At 51.1% G+C, this 22723-nt stretch carries 22 protein-coding genes; 20 read left to right on the top strand and 2 right to left on the bottom strand.

The window, feature by feature from the left end; genetic code table 11:
* The gene (gene asnA, locus BZK40_RS07100) at positions 1–993 is read right to left on the bottom strand and encodes an aspartate--ammonia ligase (protein WP_003827009.1); all 993 of its coding nucleotides are present in this window, start codon (positions 991–993) and stop codon (positions 1–3) included.
* 151 nt (positions 994–1144) lie between these two features.
* Here asnA and asnC point away from each other — a divergent pair, with 151 nt between their 5' ends.
* The 20 genes from asnC (at position 1145) to phoU (ending at position 21798) form a co-directional block, all read left to right on the top strand.
* Positions 1145–1603 (top strand): transcriptional regulator AsnC, encoded by a 459-nt coding sequence (asnC, locus tag BZK40_RS07095; RefSeq protein ID WP_003023780.1) that lies wholly within the window; start codon positions 1145–1147, stop codon positions 1601–1603.
* A gap of 88 nt (positions 1604–1691) precedes the next feature.
* On the top strand, positions 1692–2141 hold the full coding sequence (mioC, locus tag BZK40_RS07090) for an FMN-binding protein MioC (protein WP_003827013.1): 450 nt from the start codon (positions 1692–1694) through the stop codon (positions 2139–2141).
* Between the two features lie 372 nt (positions 2142–2513).
* Positions 2514–4403, top strand: coding sequence for a tRNA uridine-5-carboxymethylaminomethyl(34) synthesis enzyme MnmG (gene mnmG, locus BZK40_RS07085; protein WP_003827014.1), 1890 nt, complete (start codon positions 2514–2516; stop codon positions 4401–4403).
* Positions 4404–4505: 102 nt separating this feature from the next.
* Positions 4506–5129 carry a 16S rRNA (guanine(527)-N(7))-methyltransferase RsmG gene (rsmG, locus tag BZK40_RS07080; RefSeq protein WP_003827017.1) on the top strand — a complete coding sequence of 208 codons (624 nt, stop codon included), beginning with the start codon at positions 4506–4508 and terminating at the stop codon, positions 5127–5129.
* A gap of 614 nt (positions 5130–5743) precedes the next feature.
* Positions 5744–6124 carry a F0F1 ATP synthase subunit I gene (atpI, locus tag BZK40_RS07075; RefSeq protein ID WP_003827019.1) on the top strand — a complete coding sequence of 127 codons (381 nt, stop codon included), beginning with the start codon at positions 5744–5746 and terminating at the stop codon, positions 6122–6124.
* Positions 6125–6131: 7 nt separating this feature from the next.
* Positions 6132–6947 (top strand): F0F1 ATP synthase subunit A, encoded by an 816-nt coding sequence (gene atpB, locus BZK40_RS07070; protein WP_003023792.1) that lies wholly within the window; start codon positions 6132–6134, stop codon positions 6945–6947.
* A 46-nt stretch (positions 6948–6993) separates the two neighbouring features.
* Positions 6994–7233 (top strand): F0F1 ATP synthase subunit C, encoded by a 240-nt coding sequence (atpE, locus tag BZK40_RS07065; RefSeq protein ID WP_003023794.1) that lies wholly within the window; start codon positions 6994–6996, stop codon positions 7231–7233.
* A 59-nt stretch (positions 7234–7292) separates the two neighbouring features.
* Positions 7293–7763 (top strand): F0F1 ATP synthase subunit B, encoded by a 471-nt coding sequence (atpF, locus tag BZK40_RS07060; protein ID WP_003827022.1) that lies wholly within the window; start codon positions 7293–7295, stop codon positions 7761–7763.
* A gap of 14 nt (positions 7764–7777) precedes the next feature.
* Entirely contained in the window at positions 7778–8311 is a 534-nt protein-coding gene (gene atpH / locus BZK40_RS07055; protein ID WP_003827024.1) for a F0F1 ATP synthase subunit delta, read from the top strand.
* Positions 8312–8323: 12 nt separating this feature from the next.
* Positions 8324–9865 (top strand): F0F1 ATP synthase subunit alpha, encoded by a 1542-nt coding sequence (gene atpA / locus BZK40_RS07050; RefSeq protein ID WP_003827026.1) that lies wholly within the window; start codon positions 8324–8326, stop codon positions 9863–9865.
* Positions 9866–9915: 50 nt separating this feature from the next.
* Positions 9916–10779 carry a F0F1 ATP synthase subunit gamma gene (gene atpG / locus BZK40_RS07045; protein ID WP_006687765.1) on the top strand — a complete coding sequence of 288 codons (864 nt, stop codon included), beginning with the start codon at positions 9916–9918 and terminating at the stop codon, positions 10777–10779.
* A 26-nt stretch (positions 10780–10805) separates the two neighbouring features.
* Complete coding sequence (gene atpD, locus BZK40_RS07040) at positions 10806–12188, top strand: F0F1 ATP synthase subunit beta (RefSeq protein ID WP_003023806.1); 1383 nt, start codon at positions 10806–10808, stop codon at positions 12186–12188.
* A 20-nt stretch (positions 12189–12208) separates the two neighbouring features.
* On the top strand, positions 12209–12628 hold the full coding sequence (locus BZK40_RS07035; RefSeq protein ID WP_003023809.1) for a F0F1 ATP synthase subunit epsilon: 420 nt from the start codon (positions 12209–12211) through the stop codon (positions 12626–12628).
* Between the two features lie 675 nt (positions 12629–13303).
* Positions 13304–14674, top strand: a complete 1371-nt coding sequence (gene glmU, locus BZK40_RS07030; RefSeq protein ID WP_008786550.1) for a bifunctional UDP-N-acetylglucosamine diphosphorylase/glucosamine-1-phosphate N-acetyltransferase GlmU — start codon at positions 13304–13306, stop codon at positions 14672–14674.
* Between the two features lie 366 nt (positions 14675–15040).
* Entirely contained in the window at positions 15041–16870 is a 1830-nt protein-coding gene (glmS, locus tag BZK40_RS07025) for a glutamine--fructose-6-phosphate transaminase (isomerizing) (RefSeq protein ID WP_003827031.1), read from the top strand.
* Between the two features lie 334 nt (positions 16871–17204).
* Entirely contained in the window at positions 17205–18245 is a 1041-nt protein-coding gene (gene pstS, locus BZK40_RS07020; protein WP_003827033.1) for a phosphate ABC transporter substrate-binding protein PstS, read from the top strand.
* A 143-nt stretch (positions 18246–18388) separates the two neighbouring features.
* Positions 18389–19348, top strand: coding sequence for a phosphate ABC transporter permease PstC (gene pstC / locus BZK40_RS07015; RefSeq protein ID WP_008786549.1), 960 nt, complete (start codon positions 18389–18391; stop codon positions 19346–19348).
* On the top strand, positions 19348–20238 hold the full coding sequence (gene pstA / locus BZK40_RS07010) for a phosphate ABC transporter permease PstA (protein ID WP_003827037.1): 891 nt from the start codon (positions 19348–19350) through the stop codon (positions 20236–20238). Before pstC ends, pstA begins: the two co-directional genes overlap by 1 nt.
* A gap of 46 nt (positions 20239–20284) precedes the next feature.
* Positions 20285–21058 (top strand): phosphate ABC transporter ATP-binding protein PstB, encoded by a 774-nt coding sequence (pstB, locus tag BZK40_RS07005; RefSeq protein WP_003023821.1) that lies wholly within the window; start codon positions 20285–20287, stop codon positions 21056–21058.
* A gap of 14 nt (positions 21059–21072) precedes the next feature.
* Complete coding sequence (phoU, locus tag BZK40_RS07000; protein ID WP_003023824.1) at positions 21073–21798, top strand: phosphate signaling complex protein PhoU; 726 nt, start codon at positions 21073–21075, stop codon at positions 21796–21798.
* A 121-nt stretch (positions 21799–21919) separates the two neighbouring features.
* Here the strand turns inward: phoU and yieH are convergent, their stop codons facing one another.
* Positions 21920–22585: a 6-phosphogluconate phosphatase gene (yieH, locus tag BZK40_RS06995; protein ID WP_003827040.1), complete on the bottom strand. Its 666-nt coding sequence runs from the start codon at positions 22583–22585 to the stop codon at positions 21920–21922.
* Positions 22586–22723: the final 138 nt, after the last annotated feature.

Genomic DNA, 22723 nt, shown 5'->3' with positions numbered 1-22723 from the left:
TTACAGCAGAGAAGCGACGCTTTCACGTACCTGGGCCGGCCATACGCCACACTGAACCTGACCAATGTGCGGTAATTGCAGCAACAGCATGGTCAGACGCGACTGCCCAATGCCGCCACCAATTGTCTGCGGCATTTCACCGCGCAGCAGCGCCTGGTGCCACTCCAGACTCAGGCGATCTTCATCACCGGTCAGAGACAGCTGGTGTTTCAGGGCGTCAGCATCCACACGGATCCCCATAGAAGACAGCTCAAACGCATCTTCCAGAACCGGGTTCCAGACCAGAATATCACCGTTCAGACCGGCATGACCCAGCTCGGACGCTGAACTCCAGTCATCATAATCGGGCGCACGTACGTCATGACGGTGACCGTCACTGAGCTTACCGCCGATCCCCACCAGGAATACCGCACCCAGCTCTTTAGCGATCGCACGTTCACGACCTTTTGCATCAAGATCCGGATAACGAGATAACAGCTCCTGGCTATGAACAAAGTGGATCTGCTCCGGCAGGAACGGTGCCAGACCAAACTCTTTGCTAACCGCAGCTTCGGTGGCCTTAATTCCCGCCCAGATAGCCTCTACCGTGCTTTTCAGAGTGGAGAATTGACGCTCACCGTCGCCCATCACGCGCTCCCAGTCCCACTGATCAACATACACTGAGTGCAGTGGGGAGAGGCGATCTTCATCGGGACGCAGGGCTTTCATGTGCGTGTACAGCCCCTCGCCTGCGCTAAAGTCGTGTTGTCCTAACGTTTGACGCTTCCACTTCGCCAGTGAATGAACCACTTCGAATTGAGCGTCTGGCAATGCTTTAACCTTCACCTGCACCGCTTTCTCACAGCCCGACAAATTATCCTGCGTGCCATCTCCAACGCGGCTGAGGATCGGCGCCTGAACTTCGATCAGGCCTAAACGCTCTTCCAGCTGGCGAGAAAAATGAGATTTTACGAAGCTAATTTGACGTTGTTTGGCAATGTAAGCGGTTTTCATTATGTGTACTCCTGTGTCCTGTTGCCTATGATTAAGCAACAGAATGGAGGTAATATTCAATAATCAACAAACAAAAAGCCGACTTCGATTTTGATTCGTTAAAAGTTACGTCTAAAATAGAGGGAATCATTAATCTACATAAGAAAAACCTATGGAAAATTATCAGATCGACAATCTGGACCGCGGCATTCTTGACGCCTTAATGGAAAATGCTCGTACCGCCTACGCAGAATTAGCCAAACAGTTCGGCGTCAGCCCAGGAACAATTCACGTTCGCGTAGAAAAGATGAAGCAGGCGGGGATTATTACCGGCGCGCGGATTGATGTTAGTCCCAAACAATTGGGTTATGACGTCGGCTGCTTTATCGGCATCATCCTGAAAAGTGCGAAAGACTATCCGTCAGCGCTGGCCAGACTGGAAAGCCTCGATGAAGTGACCGAAGCGTATTACACCACCGGGCACTACAGCATCTTTATTAAGGTGATGTGCAAGTCGATCGACGCATTGCAGCAGGTACTTATCAACAAGATCCAAACAATTGACGAAATTCAGTCCACGGAAACGCTGATCGTCCTGCAAAACCCGATCATGCGTACCATCAAGCCGTGATCGCTTTTTTTAATACCCTGGTTTTCCACAGGTAGATCCCAGCTCGCTCACAGCGTACAATACGCCCTCTTTATAAAGGTGGGCGATCATGGCAGACATCACTCTTATCAGCGGTAGTACGCTTGGCAGTGCGGAATATGTAGCAGAGCATCTGGCTGAAAAGCTGGACGACGCCGGTTTTTCCAGCGAAATACTGCATGGGCCAATGCTTGAAGAGGTTCCGACTGACGGGATCTGGCTGATTATCAGCTCCACGCACGGTGCGGGAGATATTCCTGACAACCTGCAGCCTTTATATGATGCGTTACGCGAGCAAAAGCCGGACCTGTCACAAGTGCGCTTTGGTGCAATCGGGATCGGCAGTCGTGAATATGACACCTTTTGCGGCGCAATCGACAAGCTGGAAGCCGAATTGAAGGCCTGTGGGGCAAAACAGATCGGCGAAACACTCAGGATCAACGTGCTGGAACATGAAATTCCGGAAGATCCGGCTGAAATTTGGCTGGGATCGTGGCATCCGTTGCTCAGAGATTTGTAAAGATCGTACTTTTTTATGTGGATAACTCTGGTTAAAAGCTTGGATCAACCGGTAGTTATCCCAAGAACAACCGTTGTTCAGTTTTTGAGTTGTGTATAACCCTTCATTCTGATCCCAGCTTATACGGACCAGGATCACCGATCATTCACAGCTAATGATCCTCAGCAACCTGTTGATCTTACTTAAAGGATCGTCCTTATCCACAGAAAGGTGCGATCCTAATAAGAGATCACAATAAAACAGATCTCTAAATAAAAAGATCTTCTTTTTAATACCCAGGATCCCAGGTCTTTCTCGATCGACTAAAGTTGAGTAGAATCCACGGCCCGGGCTTCAATCCATTTTCACACCGCGTTATGCGAGGCAATCACCATGTTTTATCAGGATCCTTTTGACGTCATCATCATTGGCGGGGGTCATGCAGGCACCGAGGCCGCAATGGCCGCGGCGCGAATGGGTCAACAGACTCTGCTTTTGACACACAATATCGACACTCTGGGGCAAATGAGCTGCAACCCGGCGATCGGCGGTATTGGGAAGGGACACCTGGTAAAAGAAGTGGATGCGCTTGGTGGATTGATGGCAAAAGCGATCGACCATGCCGGTATTCAGTTTAGGATACTAAACGCAAGCAAAGGGCCAGCTGTTCGCGCTACCCGAGCTCAGGCCGATCGTGTGCTCTATCGCCAGGCGGTACGCACTGCGCTGGAGAATCAACCTAACCTGATGATCTTCCAGCAGGCGGTTGAAGATCTGATTGTTGAAAACGATCGCGTTGTGGGAGCAGTAACCCAAATGGGACTGAAGTTCCGTGCCAAAGCGGTCGTATTAACCGTGGGGACTTTCCTCGACGGCAAAATTCATATTGGTCTGGATAACTACAGCGGTGGCCGCGCTGGCGATCCGCCGTCCATCCCGCTGTCACGCCGTCTGCGTGAACTGCCGCTGCGCGTCAGCCGCCTGAAAACCGGTACACCGCCGCGTATCGATGCGCGCACGATTGATTTCAGCGTGCTCGGCCAGCAAAACAGCGATAACCCGATGCCGGTCTTCTCATTCCTGGGCGATGCTTCTCAACATCCGCGCCAGATGCCGTGTTACATCACGCATACCAATGAGAAAACCCATGACGTGATCCGCAATAACCTCGATCGTAGCCCAATGTACGCTGGCGTGATCGAAGGTATTGGCCCACGCTACTGCCCGTCGATCGAAGACAAAGTAATGCGCTTTGCCGATCGTAACCAGCATCAGATCTTCCTCGAACCGGAAGGACTGACCTCTAACGAAATTTACCCGAATGGCATCTCCACCAGCCTGCCGTTCGATGTGCAGATGCAAATTGTCCGCTCCATGCAGGGGATGGAAAATGCCAGAATCGTCCGCCCAGGCTACGCGATTGAGTATGATTTCTTCGATCCGCGTGACCTGAAACCTACTCTGGAAAGCAAATTCATCCAGGGTCTGTTCTTTGCGGGCCAGATTAACGGTACAACCGGTTATGAAGAAGCCGCCGCACAAGGCATGTTGGCAGGTCTGAACGCCGCACGCTTGTCTGCCGAAAAAGAGGGTTGGGCACCGCGTCGCGATCAGGCTTATCTTGGCGTGCTGGTGGACGACCTGTGTACGCTGGGTACCAAAGAACCGTACCGTATGTTCACATCTCGCGCTGAATACCGTTTGATGCTGCGTGAAGATAACGCCGACCTGCGTCTGACCGAAATTGGTCGTGAACTGGGTCTGGTGGACGATGAGCGCTGGGCTCGCTTCAACGAGAAACTGGAGCGTATCGAACAGGAACGCCAACGTCTTAAATCAACCTGGGTGAATCCGTTAGCGGAGTCCGCAGCAGAAGTGAATGCTCACCTGGCTACACCTCTGTCACGTGAAGCGAGCGGTGAAGATCTGCTGCGTCGCCCGGATATGACCTATGCTCAGTTGACCTCTTTATCTGCGTTCGCACCCGCGCTTGATGATGCTCAGGCCGCAGAGCAGGTTGAGATTCAGGTGAAATACGAAGGGTATATTGCCCGTCAGCTGGAAGAAATTGAAAGACAACAGCGCAATGAAAACACCCTGTTGCCTGCAACGCTGGATTATCGTCAGGTCTCTGGCTTGTCGAATGAAGTTATCGCTAAGCTGAACGATCACAAACCCGTCTCGATCGGTCAGGCATCGCGTATTTCCGGCATAACGCCTGCCGCCATCTCCATTCTGCTGGTATGGCTGAAAAAACAAGGTATGCTGCGCCGCAGCGCTTGATAACACTATTTTGGCGGGGGCGCTTCGCTTGCCCGCCGTACAAATTTGTAGGCCCGATAAGCGAAAGCGCATCGGGCATTTGATTATTAACAGGTAACGACCGTGCTCAACAAACTCTCTCGTCTGCTGGCTGATGCCGGTATTTCTCTTACCGATCACCAGAAAAATCAGCTGATTGCGTATGTCGATATGCTGCACAAATGGAACAAAGCGTACAACCTGACGTCGGTGCGGGATCCCAACGAAATGCTGGTACGCCATATTCTGGACAGCATTGTCGTTGCACCGTATCTGAAGGGTGAGCGTTTTATCGATGTAGGTACGGGACCGGGCCTGCCGGGAATTCCGCTCTCTATCGTGCGCCCTGAAGCGCATTTCACACTGCTCGATAGCCTGGGAAAACGTGTTCGTTTCTTGCGTCAGGTGCAGCATGAGCTTGCGCTTACTAACATCACTCCAGTGCAAAGCCGTGTTGAAGAATTTCCTTCAGAACCGCCGTTTGATGGGGTGATTAGCCGTGCTTTCGCTTCACTCAATGATATGGTGAGCTGGTGTCATCATTTGCCGGGCCAGAATGGGCGTTTTTATGCGCTAAAAGGGCAGTTGCCTGCAGATGAAATTGATTCGCTGCCAGCAGAATTCAGCGTTGAGTCCGTCGAAAAATTACGCGTTCCGCAGTTGGATGGTGAACGTCATTTGGTGGTTATTAAGCCAAACAAAATTTAATTTTTATCAAAAAAAATAGAGAAAAAACGGCTTTTCAGGTGTTAAAAGTCATAGGTAATAGTGTGGTTAAATGTCGTTACATTTCACTAGTGCCTTACGGTTTTGCATCATAACTATAACGTACCGTTTTTTGTTAAAAGCGAAACAAGTCAGCTGTGAAAATATCAGTCTGCTAAAAATAGAACGTAAGAATCACCGTTCGTGTTAATTTTTTATTATAAATGTCAATGAGCGGTTTTTTTGTTGTTAGGCGTTGTTTTTGAAATAGTGGCTATTTTTACGCTTAAATATCAAAAAGATGAAAAGGCATCAATTGCCACGTAAATAAATTATGCGAAGGTGAATATGTTCAATATGTGATCTGGTGCACGCTTTGACGCCAGTGTTTTCGCGGCATTTGCAGTTTTGCATGATCGTTCACAGTTTGCCTAAAAGTAATAAATGTGGGGCAGCGAAAAATATTTAAACATTTATTCACTTTTTAGCTACTTATTGTTTGAAATCACGAAGGCGCACCGTATAATTTGTCCGCTTTTTGATGCTTGACTCTAAGCCATAAAGAACGTTTTATACGACACGCGGCATACCTCGAAGGGAGCAGGAGTAAAAACGTGATGTCTATGTCGCTCTTGAGTCGAAACGTTGCTCGTAAGCTTTTGCTCACACAGCTTCTGGTTGTAATAGCAAGTGGATTGCTGTTTAGCCTCAAAGACCCTTTCTGGGGCATCTCCGCGTTGTGTGGAGGATTGGCAGTGTTACTGCCTAATGTGTTGTTTATGATATTTGCCTGGCGTCACCAGGTACATACACCAGCGAAGGGCCGAGTAGCCTGGTCGTTCGCTTTCGGCGAAGCCTTCAAGGTATTAGCGATGCTGGTGTTGTTGGTGGTGGCGTTGGCTGTTTTGAAAGCGGTATTCATGCCGCTGATCGTTACGTGGGTTTTGGTGCTGGTGGTTCAGATACTGGCGCCGGCTGTAATTAACAACAAAGGGTAAAGGCATCATGGCTTCAGAAAATATGACGCCGCAGGATTACATAGGACACCATCTGAATAACCTTCAGTTGGACCTACGTACATTCTCGCTGGTGGATCCGCACAACCCCCCAGCCACCTTCTGGACGCTCAATATTGACTCCATTTTCTTCTCGGTGGTTCTGGGTCTGTTGTTCCTGCTTATGTTCCGTAGCGTAGCCAAAAAGGCGACCAGCGGCGTACCAGGTAAATTTCAGACCGCGATTGAGCTGGTAATCGGCTTTGTGCATGGTAGCGTGAAAGACATGTACCATGGCAAAAGCAAGCTGATTGCTCCGCTGGCCTTGACGATTTTCGTCTGGGTATTCCTGATGAACTTGATGGATTTGCTGCCTATCGACCTGCTGCCGTACATCGGTGAGCATATCTTTGGCCTACCGGCTCTGCGTGTGGTTCCGTCTGCTGACGTGAACATCACCCTGTCGATGGCGCTGGGCGTATTTATCCTCATTCTGTTCTACAGCATCAAAATGAAAGGCATCGGTGGCTTCGCGAAAGAGTTGACGCTGCAGCCGTTCAATCACTGGGCGTTCATCCCTGTCAACTTAATCCTTGAAGGGGTAAGCCTGCTGTCCAAACCAATCTCTCTTGGTCTGCGACTGTTCGGCAACATGTATGCCGGTGAGCTGATTTTCATTCTGATTGCTGGTCTGTTGCCGTGGTGGTCACAGTGGATCCTGAATGTGCCTTGGGCCATTTTCCACATACTGATTATCACGCTGCAAGCCTTCATATTTATGGTTCTGACGATTGTCTATCTGTCGATGGCATCTGAAGAGCATTAATTTACCAACACTACTACGTTTTAACTGAAACAAACTGGAGACTGTCATGGAAAACCTGAATATGGATCTGCTGTACATTGCTGCCGCTGTGATGATGGGTCTGGCGGCAATCGGTGCTGCGATCGGTATCGGCATCCTCGGGGGTAAATTCCTGGAAGGCGCAGCGCGTCAACCGGATCTGATTCCTCTGCTGCGTACTCAGTTCTTTATCGTTATGGGTCTGGTGGATGCAATCCCAATGATCGCTGTAGGTCTGGGTCTGTACGTGATGTTTGCTGTCGCGTAGTAAGCGTTGCTTGAATTAAGAGCAATATCAGAACGTTAACTAGATAGAGGCATTGTGCTGTGAATCTTAACGCAACAATCCTCGGCCAGGCCATCGCGTTTGTCCTGTTCGTTCTGTTCTGCATGAAGTACGTATGGCCGCCATTAATGGCTGCCATCGAAAAACGTCAAAAAGAAATTGCTGACGGCCTTGCTTCTGCAGAACGAGCACATAAGGATCTTGACCTTGCAAAGGCCAGCGCGACCGACCAGCTGAAAAAAGCGAAGGCGGAAGCTCAGGTAATCATCGAGCAGGCGAACAAACGCCGTGCTCAGATCCTGGACGAAGCTAAAACTGAAGCAGAGCAGGAACGTACTAAAATCGTGGCACAGGCGCAGGCGGAAATTGACGCCGAGCGTAAACGTGCTCGCGAAGAGCTGCGTAAGCAAGTTGCTATCCTGGCTGTTGCTGGCGCCGAGAAGATCATCGAACGTTCCGTGGATGAAGCTGCTAATAGCGACATCGTGGACAAACTTGTCGCTGAACTGTAAGGAGGGAGGGGCTGATGTCTGAATTTATTACGGTAGCTCGCCCCTACGCCAAAGCAGCTTTTGACTTTGCCGTTGAGCACCAAAGCATTGACCGTTGGCAGGATATGTTGACGTTCGCCGCTGAGGTGACAAAAAACGAACAAATGGCAGAGCTTCTCTCTGGCGCGCTGGCGCCGGAAACGCTCGCTGAGTCGTTTATCGCCGTGTGCGGTGAGCAGCTGGACGAAAGCGGCCAAAACCTGATTAGGGTTATGGCTGAAAATAACCGTCTGAATGCGCTCCCGGATGTTCTTGAGCAGTTTATTCACCTGCGTGCAGCCAGTGAGGCTATCTCTGAGGTAGAAGTCACTTCTGCCAATGCACTGAGTGATGAACAGCTTACGAAGATTAGTGCTGCGATGGAAAAACGTCTGTCACGCAAAGTTAAGCTGAATTGCAAAATCGATAAGTCTGTAATGGCAGGCGTAATCATCCGAGCGGGTGATATGGTCATTGATGGCAGCGTACGCGGCCGTCTTGAGCGCCTTGCAGACGTCTTGCAGTCTTAAGGGGACTGGAGCATGCAACTGAATTCCACCGAAATCAGCGAACTGATCAAGCAGCGCATTGCTCAGTTCAGTGTTGTGAGCGAAGCTCATAACGAAGGTACTATTGTTTCTGTAAGTGACGGTGTTATCCGCATTCACGGCCTGGCCGATTGTATGCAGGGTGAGATGATTTCCCTGCCGGGTAACCGTTACGCTATCGCACTGAACCTGGAGCGCGACTCCGTAGGTGCAGTTGTGATGGGTCCATACGCTGACCTCGCCGAAGGCATGAAGGTTAAGTGTACGGGTCGTATTCTGGAAGTTCCGGTTGGCCGTGGCCTGCTGGGTCGTGTGGTGAACACTCTGGGTTCCCCGATTGACGGTAAAGGTCCGGTTGATAACGATGGCTTCTCGCCAATCGAAGTTATCGCACCAGGCGTAATCGAACGTCAGTCCGTCGACCAGCCAGTACAGACCGGTTATAAATCTGTTGATGCCATGATCCCAATCGGTCGTGGCCAGCGTGAGCTGATCATCGGTGACCGTCAGACAGGTAAAACTGCGATGGCAATCGATGCCATCATCAACCAGCGTGATTCCGGCATCAAATGTGTGTACGTGGCTATCGGCCAGAAAGCGTCCACCATTTCCAACGTGGTTCGTAAACTGGAAGAACACGGCGCACTGTCCAACACCATCGTTGTTGTGGCGACCGCGTCTGAATCTGCTGCACTGCAATACCTGGCACCATATGCCGGTTGCGCAATGGGCGAATACTTCCGTGACCGCGGTGAAGATGCACTGATCGTTTACGATGACCTGTCTAAACAGGCCGTTGCTTACCGTCAGGTTTCCCTGCTGCTGCGTCGTCCGCCAGGACGTGAAGCATTCCCGGGCGACGTATTTTACCTCCACTCCCGTCTGCTGGAACGCGCATCCCGCGTAAACGCGGAATACGTTGAGAAGTTCACCAATGGTGAAGTTAAAGGTAAAACCGGCTCCCTGACCGCTCTGCCGATTATCGAAACCCAGGCGGGTGACGTTTCTGCGTTCGTTCCGACCAACGTAATTTCTATTACCGATGGTCAGATCTTCCTGGAAACTAACCTGTTTAACTCCGGTATTCGTCCGGCAGTTAACCCGGGTATCTCCGTATCTCGTGTTGGTGGTGCAGCGCAGACCAAGATCATCAAGAAACTGTCCGGTGGTATTCGTACCGCTCTGGCACAGTATCGTGAACTGGCAGCGTTTTCTCAGTTCGCTTCCGACCTGGATGAAGCTACTCGTAAGCAGCTGAGCCATGGTCAGAAAGTAACTGAACTGCTGAAGCAGAAACAGTATGCGCCAATGTCTGTTGCACAGCAGGGTGTGGTGCTGTTTGCGGCTGAACGCGGTTACCTCGAAGATGTGGAACTGGCGAAAATCGGTAGCTTCGAAGCCGCTCTGCTGGCTTACGTTGACCGTGACCACGCTCCGCTGATGCAAGAGATCAACCAGTCCGGTGGCTATAACGATGAAATCGAAGGCAAGCTGAAAGCTATCCTCGATTCCTTCAAGGCAACCCAGTCCTGGTAACGTCTGGCGGTCTGCTTTAGGGCGGACCGCAAGGCATTGAGGAGAAGCTCATGGCCGGCGCAAAAGAGATACGTAGTAAGATCGCAAGCGTCCAGAACACGCAGAAGATCACTAAAGCGATGGAGATGGTCGCCGCTTCCAAAATGCGTAAATCGCAGGATCGCATGGCGGCCAGCCGTCCTTATGCAGAGACCATGCGCAAAGTGATTGGTCACCTTGCGAATGGTAATCTGGAATATAAGCACCCTTACCTGGAAGAACGCGACGTTAAACGCGTGGGCTACCTGGTGGTGTCGACCGACCGTGGTCTGTGCGGTGGCTTGAACATTAACCTGTTCAAAAAGCTGCTGGCGGATATGAAAACATGGTCCGATAAAGGCGTTCAGTGCGATATCGCAATGATTGGCTCTAAGGGCGTGTCTTTCTTTAACTCCGTTGGCGGAAACGTGATCGCTCAGGTAACCGGCATGGGGGATAACCCTTCCCTGTCCGAACTGATCGGTCCGGTTAAAGTGATGCTGCAGGCCTACGATGAAGGTCGTCTGGACAAACTGTACGTTGTCAGCAACAAATTTATTAACACCATGTCTCAGACGCCAACCATCACTCAACTGCTGCCTCTGCCGGCATCAGATGATGATGAATTGAAGCGTAAATCCTGGGATTACCTGTATGAGCCAGACCCGAAAGCGCTGCTGGATACCTTGCTGCGTCGTTATGTCGAGTCTCAGGTTTATCAGGGCGTGGTAGAAAACCTGGCCAGCGAGCAGGCCGCACGTATGGTGGCGATGAAAGCCGCGACCGACAATGGCGGCAGCCTGATTAAAGAGCTGCAGTTGGTATACAACAAAGCTCGTCAGGCCAGCATTACTCAGGAACTCACCGAAATCGTCGGTGGTGCATCCGCGGTATAACCAGGTTAATTCGTAGAGGATTCAAGATGGCTACTGGAAAAATTGTCCAGGTAATCGGCGCCGTGGTTGACGTCGAATTCCCTCAGGATGCCGTACCGCGCGTGTACGATGCTCTTGAGGTTATGAATGGTAAAGAGAGCCTGGTGCTGGAAGTTCAGCAGCAGCTCGGCGGCGGTATCGTACGTACCATCGCCATGGGTTCTTCCGACGGTCTGCGTCGTGGTCTGGAAGTTAAAGACCTCGAACACCCGATCGAAGTCCCGGTAGGTAAAGCAACCCTGGGTCGTATCATGAACGTCCTGGGTCACCCGATCGACATGAAAGGCGATATCGGTGAAGAAGAGCGTTGGGCTATCCACCGCGCAGCACCTTCCTACGAAGAGCTGTCCAGCTCTCAGGAACTGCTGGAAACCGGCATCAAAGTTATCGACCTGATGTGTCCGTTCGCTAAGGGCGGTAAAGTCGGTCTGTTCGGTGGTGCGGGTGTAGGTAAAACCGTAAACATGATGGAGCTGATCCGTAACATCGCGATCGAACACTCCGGTTACTCCGTGTTTGCGGGCGTAGGTGAACGTACTCGTGAGGGTAACGACTTCTACCACGAAATGACCGACTCCAACGTACTGGACAAAGTGTCCCTGGTATATGGCCAGATGAACGAGCCGCCGGGAAACCGTCTGCGCGTTGCACTGACCGGTCTGACCATGGCTGAGAAGTTCCGTGACGAAGGTCGTGACGTTCTGCTGTTCGTTGATAACATCTACCGTTACACCCTGGCCGGTACAGAAGTATCTGCACTGCTGGGTCGTATGCCATCAGCGGTAGGCTACCAGCCGACCCTGGCGGAAGAGATGGGTGTTCTTCAGGAACGTATCACCTCTACCAAAACCGGTTCTATCACCTCCGTTCAGGCGGTATACGTACCTGCGGATGACTTGACTGACCCGTCCCCAGCAACCACCTTTGCTCACTTAGATGCAACCGTGGTACTGAGCCGTCAGATCGCTTCTCTGGGTATCTACCCGGCAGTTGACCCGCTGGACTCCACCAGCCGTCAGTTGGATCCGCTGGTTGTTGGTCAGGAACACTACGACACCGCGCGTGGCGTACAGTCCCTGCTGCAGCGTTATCAGGAACTGAAAGACATCATCGCCATCCTGGGTATGGATGAACTGTCTGAAGAAGATAAACTGGTGGTAGCACGTGCGCGTAAGATCCAGCGCTTCCTGTCCCAGCCGTTCTTCGTTGCGGAAGTATTCACCGGTTCTCCGGGTAAATACGTTTCCCTGAAAGACACCATCCGTGGCTTTAAAGGCATCATGGAAGGCGAATACGACCACCTGCCAGAGCAGGCGTTCTACATGGTTGGTTCTATCGACGAAGCCGTGGAAAAAGCCAAAAAACTTTAACGCCTTAATCGGAGGGTGATATGGCAATGACTTACCACCTGGACGTCGTCAGCGCAGAGCAACAAATGTTCTCTGGTCTGGTCGAGAAAATCCAGGTAACGGGTAGTGAAGGTGAACTGGGTATTTTCCCGGGTCACGCACCGCTGCTCACCGCCATTAAGCCTGGTATGATCCGCATCGTTAAACAGTTCGGTCATGAAGAGTTTATCTATCTGTCCGGCGGCATTCTTGAAGTGCAGCCTGGCAGCGTGACCGTACTGGCTGATACCGCGATTCGCGGACAGGATCTCGATGAAGCGAGAGCCCTGGAAGCGAAGCGTAAGGCTGAAGAGCACATTAAGAGCTCTCATGGTGACGTGGATTACGCTCAGGCATCTGCGGAACTGGCCAAAGCGATCGCGAAACTGCGCGTTATCGAGTTGACCAAAAAAGCGATGTAACACCGGCTTGAAAAGCACAAAGGCCAGTCTGGTTTCCAGGCTGGCTTTTTTAATGGCTTGGTTACAGGAAATATGTAAATAAAAAGCAGTTTTATTATTTCGTGATTTAGATCATAAAAATATTGATTGGTTAAAAAATGAGGCGTAGACTCTTTTTTATGTGATGTATGTCACATAATGAACTCAGATAAAAAAAGAGATACCAACATGAAATTGATCAACAAAATCATCGCCCTGTTCAGCAATATGAGTTTTTAGTCTTTCCCCGCCAGCTCTGTGGCGCGAAGCTTAATGCGGTTTATCAGCTAGCGTCATCGTCATTAAATCCCCCCTCCTTCGCTGTATCATTTGTTCTCTATCATTCCTCCCCTCAATTTTCCCAACCCGTTTTTCTGCTTCTCACTGAATCACATAAATAAAATCGTACTATGCTGATGTAATGCTTTATTCATGCGGTAAAAAAATAGCAAAAACATTAACCTAAGGCTTTAATAAGAGCAAACTCCTGGTTTTTGGGAGACAAAAGACGCAGATATAGACGAAAATAGTGAGTTATCAGATGGGGAATCCCCCCTGTTGAACGTTTTATCTTCGGTCCATTTCACGCTGAAAAAAATGTAGTATTTTCAATGTGAAACGGTATAAATTCGTTCTCAAATTACAGTCAGGACGTGTATGTTGAATAATGCTATGAGCGTTGTGATCCTTGCCGCAGGCAAAGGCACGCGTATGTATTCCGATCTTCCTAAAGTGCTGCACACCCTCGCAGGAAAGCCGATGGTTCAGCATGTCATTGATGCAGCTAATGAATTAGGTGCGACTCATGTACACCTTGTCTACGGACACGGTGGCGATCTGCTTAAGCAAACGCTGAAAGATGGCAATCTGAATTGGGTTCTGCAGGCTGAGCAGTTGGGTACCGGCCATGCAATGCAGCAGGCGGCGCCATTCTTTAGTGATGACGAAGACATTTTAATGCTCTATGGAGATGTGCCGCTGATCTCTACCGATACCTTACGTCGCCTGCGTGAAGCCAAACCGCAGGGTGGTATCGGTTTGTTAACGGTAAAACTGGACGACCCATCCGGCTATGGGCGTATTACCCGTGATAACGGCAAAGTTACTGGCATTGTTGAGCATAAAGATGCAACCGACGAGCAGCGTCAAATCCAGGAAATCAACACTGGCATTCTGATTGCCAACGGCGCTGACATGAAGCGTTGGCTGTCTAAACTGACCAACAACAACGTGCAGGGTGAATACTACATCACCGATATCATCGCGATGGCGTATCAGGAAGGACGTGAAATTGCGGCAGTACATCCGGCACGAATCAGTGAAACGGAAGGGGTAAATAACCGCCTTCAGTTATCCCGTCTGGAACGTGTGTATCAGTCCGAGCAGGCAGAAAAACTGCTGCTGGCGGGCGTGATGCTGCGCGATCCTGCACGTTTTGATCTTCGCGGTACGCTGATTCACGGGCGCGATGTTGAAATTGATACTAACGTTATCATTGAAGGTAACGTAACCGTTGGGGATCGCGTCAAGATTGGCGCTGGCTGCATCATCAAAAACAGCGTGATTGGTGAGGGTTGTGAGCTTAGCCCGTACAGTGTGGTGGAAGATGCCCATCTGGAAGCCGCTTGCACCATCGGTCCATTCGCGCGTCTGCGCCCGGGTGCTGAGCTGCAGGAAGGCGCACACGTGGGTAACTTCGTCGAAATGAAAAAAGCGCGTCTGGGTAAAGGCTCTAAAGCTGGTCATTTGACCTATCTGGGCGATGCGGAAATTGGCGATAACGTGAATATCGGCGCGGGTACGATCACCTGCAACTACGATGGTGCCAATAAGTTTAAAACCATTATTGGTGATGATGTGTTTGTGGGTTCTGATACTCAGCTGGTGGCACCTGTCACCGTGGGTAAAGGTGCGACGATTGCCGCAGGAACCACCGTAACGCGTAATGTCGCCGATAACGAATTGGTATTAAGCCGTGTACCTCAGGTCCATAAACAGGGCTGGCAGCGTCCGGTGAAGAAGAAGTAATTTATTTTTGCCGGATGGCGGCTTTGCCTTATCCGGCCTACGTGCGGTGACGTTCTGTAGGCCTGATAAGCGTGAGCGCCATCAGGCAGACAAGAGATGAGGGGATAATATAATCCTCCGCTCAACAAGCAGTACCTATAAAAATAACCCCACTCTCTACAAGGCTCGGGGCGCCCGGAATACGGGTTTTATCCAAAGATTTCGCGTTGTGGTAAGGCGGCAAGCGCGTGAGACCATGGGAGCTTACAATCAGTAAGTGACCATGGCGAAAGCGTGCAGCCAACACAGCCACAGCGTGAAAGATGAAGGATAAATACAGGTTGACCGACAACGACAGGCTAATGCCTAAATTCGGAATCAAAAAATATGTGTGGAATTGTTGGCGCTATCGCGCAGCGTGATGTAGCTGAAATCCTTCTCGAAGGTTTACGTCGTCTGGAATATCGTGGTTATGACTCTGCTGGTCTGGCCGTTGTCGATGCTGAAGGCAACATGACCCGTCTGCGTCGTCTGGGTAAAGTGCAGATGCTGACTGCTGCTGCGGAAGAACATCCGCTGCATGGTGGTACTGGTATTGCTCACACCCGCTGGGCGACACACGGTGAACCTTCAGAAGCGAACGCGCATCCCCATGTTTCTGAACACATTGTTGTGGTGCATAACGGCATCATTGAAAACCATGAACCACTGCGTGAGCTGTTGAAAACGCGTGGCTACACCTTTGTTTCTGAAACCGACACTGAAGTGATTGCTCACCTGGTGCACTGGGAGCTGGAACAGGGTGGTACGTTACGTGAAGCCGTGCTGCGTACTATTCCGCAGCTGCGCGGTGCCTACGGCACGGTGATCATGGATACCCGTAACCCGGAAACCCTGCTGGCGGCCCGTTCTGGCAGCCCGCTGGTGATTGGTCTGGGTATGGGTGAGAACTTTATCGCTTCCGATCAGCTGGCACTGCTGCCGGTAACCCGTCGCTTCATCTTCCTGGAAGAGGGCGACATCGCGGAAGTAACCCGTCGTTCGGTCTCAATTTTCGACAAGTCTGGCGCGGAAGTTAAACGTCAGGATATCGAATCTAATCTGCAATACGATGCGGGCGAAAAAGGTATTTATCGCCACTACATGCAGAAAGAGATTTACGAACAACCGAACGCAATTAAAAACACGCTGACCGGCCGTATCAGCCACGGTGAAGTGGATTTAAGCGAGCTGGGTTCGCATGCCAACGAGCTGCTGTCTCAGGTTGAGCATATCCAGATTATCGCCTGCGGTACGTCGTACAACTCCGGTATGGTGTCCCGCTACTGGTTTGAATCGCTGGCTGGCATTCCTTGTGATGTCGAAATTGCTTCCGAATTCCGCTATCGCAAATCCGCCGTGCGTCGTAACAGCCTGATGATCACCCTTTCCCAGTCTGGTGAAACGGCAGATACCCTGGCGGGTCTGCGCTTATCCAAAGAGTTGGGCTATCTGGGTTCGCTGGCTATTTGTAACGTACCGGGCTCTTCTCTGGTGCGCGAATCCGACCTGGCGATGATGACCAATGCCGGTACCGAAATCGGCGTGGCCTCCACGAAAGCATTTACCACTCAGCTGACCGTTCTGCTGATGCTGGTGGCGAAACTGTCTCGTCTGAAAGGCCTGGATGTGGCTATTGAGCAGGAAATCGTTCACGGTCTGCAGGCGCTGCCGAGCCGTATTGAGCAGATGCTGTCTCAGGACAAACGCATTGCCGCTCTGGCTGAAGGTTTCTCTGATAAACACCATGCGCTGTTCCTGGGCCGTGGCGATCAGTACCCGATTGCGCTGGAAGGCGCGCTGAAGCTGAAAGAGATCTCGTATATTCACGCTGAAGCATATGCCGCAGGCGAACTGAAACACGGTCCGCTGGCGCTGATTGATGCCGATATGCCGGTTATCGTGGTTGCGCCGAACAACGAACTGCTGGAAAAACTGAAGTCCAACATTGAAGAAGTTCGCGCCCGTGGTGGTCAACTGTACGTCTTTGCTGACCAGGATGCTGGCTTTACCAGCAGCGAAAACATGCACATCATTGAGATGCCGCATGTGGAAGAGGTGATTGCACCGATCTTCTATACCGTTCCGCTGCAGCTGCTGGCGTATCATGTGGCACTGATTAAAGGCACCGACGTGGATCAGCCGCGTAATCTGGCGAAGTCGGTTACCGTAGAGTAATCCGTACCTAACTGAACTGAAAATGCCCTGCTTTAAGCGGGGCATTTTTTTAAACTTGTTCTGTTTTTAATCAATTATCCCGCCTGTTTTATGTGACAAACCGTCATCTTCAGCTACTGTTTGCAGTGTCATAAAAAGAAAATTTTAGCGAAATGTTATTGTCATGGTAATGGTTAACGTTTTGTTTTAAATGTATTTTTAGATAAATAACTTCCCGTGTTTTTCATTGTCATAAAACTGTCATATTTCGTACATTTAACTGTCACCTGTTTGTCCTATTTTGCTCACAGTAGCAACTCAAACAACGATTTACGAAAACCGTGCAGGAGACATTATGAAAGTTATGCGTACCACTGTCGCAACTGTTGTCGCCGCGACCTTATCCATGAGCGCGTTCTCTGCGTTTGCAGCAGCGAGCCTGACAGGTGCAGGTGCAACCTTCCCTGCGCCAGTGTATGCCAAATGGGCAGATACCTATCAGAAAGAGACCGGTAGCAAAGTAAACTACCAGGGTATCGGCTCCTCCGGTGGTGTAAAACAAATTACGGCCAATACCGTTGATTTCGGCGCTTCTGATGCCCCGCTGTCTGACGAGAAACTGGCACAAGAAGGCCTGTTCCAGTTCCCGACCGTTATCGGCGGTGTGGTGCTGGCGGTGAATATCCCTGGACTGAAATCCGGCGAGCTGGTGCTTGACGGTAAAACGCTGGGCGACATCTACCTCGGTAAAATTAAGAAGTGGGATGACGAAGCCATCACCAAACTGAACCCAGGTCTGAAGCTGCCTTCGCAAAATATCGCCGTTGTGCGTCGCGCTGATGGTTCTGGTACTTCCTTCGTCTTCACTAGCTACCTGGCGAAAGTGAACGAAGAGTGGAAATCTAAAATTGGTTCCGGCTCTACCGTTAACTGGCCGACCGGTCTGGGCGGTAAAGGTAACGACGGTATCGCCGCATTCGTACAGCGTCTGCCGGGTTCTATCGGTTACGTTGAGTACGCTTACGCTAAGCAGAACAACCTGGCTTACACCAAGCTGGTCTCTGCTGATGGTAAACCGGTAAGCCCGACCGAAGAAAACTTTGCCAACGCCGCTAAAGGCGCTGACTGGAGCAAAACCTTCGCTCAGGATCTGACGAACCAGAAAGGTGACGATGCGTGGCCAATCACTTCCACCACCTTCATCCTGGTCCATAAAGAGCAGAAGAAGCCTGAGCAGGGCGTTGAAGTGCTGAAATTCTTCGATTGGGCATATAAAAATGGTGGCAAACAGGCTAATGACCTGGATTACGCCAGCCTGCCGGACAGCGTGGTTGAGCAGATTCGTGCTGCATGGAAGACCAACGTGAAAGACAGCAGCGGTAAAGCGCTGTACTAATAGAATATCTTTAACGAGTTGGCGGATGGCGCTACGCTTATCCGCCCTACAGTTCCGACTGTAGGCCCAATTTGTAGGCCGGATAAGCGTAGCGCCATCCGGCAGGGCAATTTCGTAAACGCGTTTAACTTAAAGAGTGATTTATGGCTGCAACCAAGCCTGCTTTTAACCCACCGGGTAAAAAGGGTGACATGATATTCAGCGCGCTGGTAAAACTGGCTGCGCTGATTGTGCTATTGATGTTGGGTGGCATTATTGTCTCTCTGGTTATCTCCTCCTGGCCAAGCATACAGAAATTTGGTTTCTCCTTTTTGTGGACCAAAGACTGGGATGCGCCGAACGATATCTACGGCGCGCTGGTACCGATTTACGGTACGCTGGTCACCTCGTTTATTGCATTGCTGATTGCCGTTCCGGTGAGTTTCGGCATTGCGCTGTTCCTGACTGAACTTGCACCCGGTTGGCTGCGTCGTCCGCTGGGTATCGCTATTGAACTGCTGGCAGCAATTCCGAGTATCGTATACGGCATGTGGGGCCTGTTTATCTTTGCCCCGCTGTTTGCGACGTACTTCCAGGAGCCGGTCGGAAACATCCTTTCCAACATTCCGTTTGTTGGTGCACTGTTCGCTGGCCCGGCGTTTGGTATCGGTATTCTGGCGGCTGGTGTGATCCTCGCTATCATGATCATTCCGTACATTGCTGCGGTTATGCGTGATGTGTTCGAACAAACGCCGGTGCTTATGAAAGAGTCAGCCTACGGCATCGGCTGTACCACCTGGGAAGTTATCTGGCGTATCGTCCTGCCGTTCACCAAAAATGGTGTGATCGGCGGTGTGATGCTGGGTCTGGGCCGCGCGCTGGGTGAAACCATGGCGGTCACCTTTATCATTGGTAACACCTACCAGCTCGATAGTGCCTCGCTGTACATGCCGGGCAACAGTATTACCTCTGCGCTGGCGAATGAATTTGCCGAAGCGGAATCTGGCCTGCACGTTGCTGCGTTGATGGAACTGGGTCTGATTCTGTTTGTGATCACCTTCATCGTACTGGCGGCGTCTAAGTTCATGATCATGCGCCTTGCGAAGAACGAGGGGGCACGCTAATGGCTACGCTTGAAATGCAAAACACCACTGCGCTGGCGGAGTCCCGCCGTAAAATGCAGGCACGTCGCCGTCTGAAGAACCGCATCGCGCTGACGCTCTCTATGGCGACCATGGCGTTCGGTCTGTTCTGGCTCATTTGGATCCTGATGTCCACGATCACCCGTGGTATTGACGGTATGTCGCTGGCGCTGTTCACCGAAATGACGCCTCCGCCGAATACAGCGGGTGGTGGTCTGGCGAACGCCCTGGCCGGTAGCGGACTGTTAATTCTGTGGGCGACCGTGTTTGGTACTCCGCTTGGCATTATGGCGGGTATCTACCTGGCAGAGTACGGACGTAAGTCCTGGCTGGCCGAGGTTATTCGCTTTATCAATGACATTCTGCTGTCTGCGCCATCAATCGTGGTCGGTCTGTTCGTTTACACCATCGTGGTAGCAAAAATGGAGCACTTCTCTGGCTGGGCGGGCGTTATCGCGCTGGCGCTGCTGCAGGTGCCCATTGTTATCCGTACCACGGAGAACATGCTCAAGCTGGTGCCGGATAGCCTGCGTGAAGCTGCCTATGCACTGGGTACGCCGAAATGGAAGATGATTTCTGCGATCACCCTGAAGGCGTCTGTCTCGGGGATCATTACAGGTGTTCTGTTAGCGATTGCTCGTATCGCAGGTGAAACGGCTCCGCTGCTGTTTACGTCGCTCTCCAACCAGTTCTGGAGCACCGACATGATGCAGCCTATCGCCAACCTGCCGGTCACTATCTTTAAGTTTGCTATGAGCCCGTTTGCTGAGTGGCAGCAACTGGCCTGGGCCGGGGTACTGATTATTACCCTGTGCGTACTGCTGCTGAACATTCTGGCGCGCGTCATTTTCGCGAAGAAGAAACACGGTTAATTTTTACGGCGTGGCTGATGCGGCGCCGGATGAGGAAGAGATTGAAATGAGTATGGTTGATACTGCCCCGGGTAAGATTCAGGTTCGTGATTTGAACTTCTACTATGGCAAATTCCATGCCCTGAAGAACATCAACCTGGATATAGCTAAAAACCAGGTAACGGCGTTTATCGGGCCGTCAGGCTGTGGTAAATCGACGCTGCTGCGTACGTTCAACAAAATGTTTGAACTGTACCCGGAGCAGCGTGCGGAAGGTGAAATCCTGCTGGATGGCGACAATATTCTCACCAATACCCAGGATATCGCTCTGCTGCGTGCCAAAGTGGGCATGGTATTCCAGAAGCCGACGCCGTTCCCGATGTCCATCTACGACAACATTGCTTTTGGCGTACGTCTGTTTGAGAAACTCTCGCGTGCGGATATGGACGAGCGTGTGCAGTGGGCATTGACCAAGGCCGCATTGTGGAACGAAACCAAAGATAAATTACACCAGAGCGGGTACTCTCTCTCGGGTGGTCAGCAGCAGCGTCTGTGTATTGCGCGTGGTATCGCCATTCGCCCGGAAGTGCTTCTGCTTGATGAGCCATGTTCAGCGCTCGACCCTATTTCTACCGGGCGTATCGAAGAGCTGATCACTGAGCTGAAAGAAGATTACACCGTCGTTATCGTTACCCACAACATGCAGCAGGCTGCGCGTTGTTCCGATCACACGGCATTTATGTACCTGGGCGAGTTGATTGAGTTCAGCAACACGGACGATCTGTTCACCAAGCCCGCGAAGAAACAAACTGAAGATTACATCACCGGTCGTTACGGCTGATTCAGGAGCTTGTTGTGGATAACCTTAACCTTAATAAACATATTTCCGGCCAGTTCAATGCAGAGCTGGAAAGCATCCGTACCCAGGTGATGACCATGGGCGGCATGGTCGAGCAGCAGCTTTCTGATGCAATCACGGCGATGCACAACCAGGACAGCGAGCTGGCAAAACGCGTCATTGAAGGCGATAAGAACGTCAACATGATGGAAGTGGCGATCGACGAAGCCTGCGTGCGTATCATCGCCAAGCGTCAACCGACAGCGAGCGACCTGCGTCTGGTGATGGCGATTATCAAAACCATCGCTGAGCTGGAACGTATTGGCGACGTGGCGGACAAAATTTGCCGTACCGCGCTGGAGAAGTTCTCGCAACAGCACCAGCCGCTGCTGGTAAGCCTGGAATCACTGGGCCGCCACACCGTACAAATGCTGCATGACGTGCTGGATGCGTTTGCGCGTATGGATCTGGACGAAGCAGTGCGTATTTATCGTGAAGATAAGAAAGTTGACCAGGAATATGAAGGCATCGTGCGTCAGCTGATGACTTATATGATGGAAGACCCACGTACCATTCCAAGCGTGCTGACCGCGCTGTTCTGCGCACGTTCCATCGAACGTATCGGTGACCGCTGCCAGAATATCTGCGAATACATCTTCTACTTCGTGAAGGGACAAGACTTCCGTCACGTGGGCGGGGATGAGCTGGATAAGCTGCTGGCGGGCAAAGATCCGAAGGAATAAGCAGTTTGTTGCGTTCGCCGGGATCCCCCGGCGTCGCTATTGTAGGCCGGATAAGGTGTTACGCCGCATCCGGCATTCTGCGCCATTCGCCTGATGGCGCTTTGCTTATCGGGCCTACTGTTTATTCGACGATATTCCAACCCCGCGCTTTCCACAATTCCGGCAATTGTGCCAGATCGGTAAACGTCGTCACTTTTGGATGATCGATCGGTTTGTTATGCGGATCGGCGCAGAAGTAGAACACCTCCATCCCGGCGGCAATCCCCGCCTGCGCACCTGCGCTGGAATCATCAACCAGAATGCAGTTCTCAACATTAACATCCATCGCTTTCGCCGCATGGAACATCAGGGCCGGATCGGGCTTCCAACGCTGAATATCGTAGCCGCTGAACAGTAAATCAGGGAAATGGTGCAACATGCCCAGCTTACCCAGCGAATGCTGCATTTTGCTGACTGGACCGTTAGAGACCACACACATTGGTACGGCCATGCTGTCCAGTAGCGCATTGGCACCGGCAATCACCTCCAGTTCCGTATCGAACAGACGTGCGACCTCAGCGCGGTAAACCGGTTCTAAATCGGCTTTTGCCAGTTCGACACCGTGCTCTTCGTTGATAATGTCGATGATCTCGTACAGCTTTACCCCCTTGAAGCGTTTGAAAATTTCTTCAAGATCGAGCGTAATGCCAAACGCCTGGAACATGCTGACATACGCGCGAGAACAAATCACTTCACTGTCGACAAGGGTACCGTCACAGTCAAAAAATACGGCTTCTATCTGGGACATGTCATTTCCGTTTTAACAAGTTTAACGTTTTCGTAATGCATTATTGGGCGACGCAATCGTTGCCGTATAAGCAAAATCAATGAAAAAAGTTGCTCATAACCCAACCCTATTGTCGCATTTTGGTATAGGATAGCGACG

It is taken from the genome of Citrobacter portucalensis, assembly GCF_002042885.1.
GTDB classification, from domain to species: domain Bacteria; phylum Pseudomonadota; class Gammaproteobacteria; order Enterobacterales; family Enterobacteriaceae; genus Citrobacter; species Citrobacter portucalensis.
The sequence above is the reverse complement of the archived record's forward strand: the minus strand, read 5'-3'. Positions and strand labels throughout refer to the sequence as shown.